The 1,911-nt window shown below is 68.2% G+C and carries 2 protein-coding genes; both read right to left on the minus strand.

The genetic code is table 11. From position 1 onward, the window contains the following. Positions 1 to 45: 45 nt before the first annotated feature. Positions 46 to 1,422 (minus strand): FAD-containing oxidoreductase, encoded by a 1,377-nt coding sequence (locus tag EOA33_RS34225; protein ID WP_126058623.1) that lies wholly within the window; start codon positions 1,420 to 1,422, stop codon positions 46 to 48. Beyond that, the gene (locus tag EOA33_RS34230) at positions 1,419 to 1,880 is read right to left on the minus strand and encodes a DUF4126 domain-containing protein (protein WP_126058624.1); all 462 of its coding nucleotides are present in this window, start codon (positions 1,878 to 1,880) and stop codon (positions 1,419 to 1,421) included. Before EOA33_RS34230 ends, EOA33_RS34225 begins: the two co-directional genes overlap by 4 nt. Positions 1,881 to 1,911 lie beyond the last annotated feature (31 nt).

The following is a 1,911-nucleotide window of genomic DNA, read 5'->3' on the forward strand; positions in this document are numbered from 1 at the left end:
GTCCAGGCCGAGGCGCTATGGGCGCAAACCACGCCGATGGCGGCTCTAGGCCAGCGGCTTCAGCTCCTGGGCTATGGTCGGCAGAAGCTCGGAGACGTTGGGGTGGATGTGCATGGCACGCGCCAGCGTCGATATCGGCGCCTTGGCATACATCAGGTCGAGCACCGAGTGGATCACCTCGTCGCCGCCCGGTCCGAGCACCGAGCAGCCGAGGATCTCCCCGGTGTCGGCGTCGGCCAGGATCTTCATGAAGCCCTGCGTCTCGCCCTTTTCCACGGCGCGGCCGACGCGGGTCATCGGCCGCTGGCCGACCAGCGCGCGGCGGCCGGATTTCCTCACCGCGGCCTCGGTCATGCCGCAGCGGCCGAGGGGCGGATCGATGTAGAGCGCATAGGCCTCGATGCGGTCGCTGACCTTGCGCGGATCATTGTCGAGCAGGTTGGCGGCGACGATCTCGAAATCGTTGTAGGAGGTATGGGTGAAAGCGCCCTTGCCGTTGCAATCGCCCATCGCCCAGATGCCGGGCACGCCGGTGCGCAACTGGTCGTCGACGACGATGAAACCGCGCTTGTCGACCTCGACGCCGGCCTTGTCGAGGCCGAGATCGTCGGTATTGGGGTTGCGGCCAAGCGCCAGCAGCACATGCGAGCCGATCGCCGGCGGCTGATCGGCGGAAAAGGTGACGGCGACATCGCCGCCCTGCTTGGCAAAACTGATGTCGTCGGCGCCGAGATGCACCGTGATGCCTTCGTCCTGGAGGATCGACAGGATGGCGGCCGAGACGTCCTCGTCCTCGCGACCGGTCAGCCGCGGGCTCTTCTCGATCACCGTCAGCTCGGATCCGAAGCGGCGGAACATCTGCGCGAATTCGAGCGAGATGTAGCTGCCGCCGACGACGACGAGATGGCGGGGCAGCACGTCGAGATCCATCATCGAGGAATTGGTGAGGTAAGGCACCTCCTCGACGCCGGGCAGGTCGGGAACGGCGGCGCGGCCGCCGGTGTTGAGGAATATCTTCGGCGCGGTCAGCAGTTCGTCGCCGACGCGCACGGTGTTGGCGGATTCGAAACGCGCATGGCCGCGGTAGAGCGTGCACTTCTCCATGCCGGCGATCCAGGTTTCCAGCCCTGTGCGGGAAGCGCCCGACACCTTGTCCTTGCGCGCCTTGATCGCTTTGTAGTCGACGCCCACCGGGCCGGATAAGGTCACGCCATAGTCGGCGGCGCGGCGCGCGAGATGGGTGGCGTAGGCGCTCGCCACCATCGTCTTGGTCGGGATGCAGCCGGTGTTGACGCAGGTGCCGCCGACGAGCTTGCGCTCGACCAGCGCCACGCTCATGCCGGCCGCGTTCAGCCGGCCGGCGAGCGGCGTGCCGGCCTGGCCGGCGCCGATGATGATGGCGTCGAAGGCCTTGGCCGTCATGCCACGGCCGCCACGATCAGCAGGCCGCCGATGATCGCCGCGGCGTCCTCGATGAAGGCAGCGGGCGGGTCCTTGCCGAAAGCCGCCGCCAGTCGGCCGCGGAACTCGGCGCCGCCGAGCGTGCCGATCACGGCGCCGATGGCGCCGGCAATCAGGCCACCGATGATGGCGCCGCCGGTCGCGCCGAACACCGCGCCGCAAAAGGCGCCGATGATGACGCGGGCGCCGAACTGCTGCGGCACCTTGCGGCTCGGCGTCGACGGCAGCTGGTCGGTGATCAGCTCGACGACCCCCAGGATGGTGGAAATGCCGAGGGCGATCCAGTGCCCCATGAAACTCGCCCAGGTGCCGGCGACCGGCAGCCAGCCGAGCCAGGCGCCCCAGGCGGTGACGGCAAGTGCCGTTCCGGCGCGGAGCCCGGCAACGACCCCGATCAGCAATGCAAGCAGATAAAGCATGATTGACCCCCTCGATGTCAGGACCTCGCAC

It is taken from the genome of Mesorhizobium sp. M4A.F.Ca.ET.050.02.1.1 (assembly GCF_003997725.1).
In the GTDB taxonomy this organism is placed as follows: domain Bacteria; phylum Pseudomonadota; class Alphaproteobacteria; order Rhizobiales; family Rhizobiaceae; genus Mesorhizobium.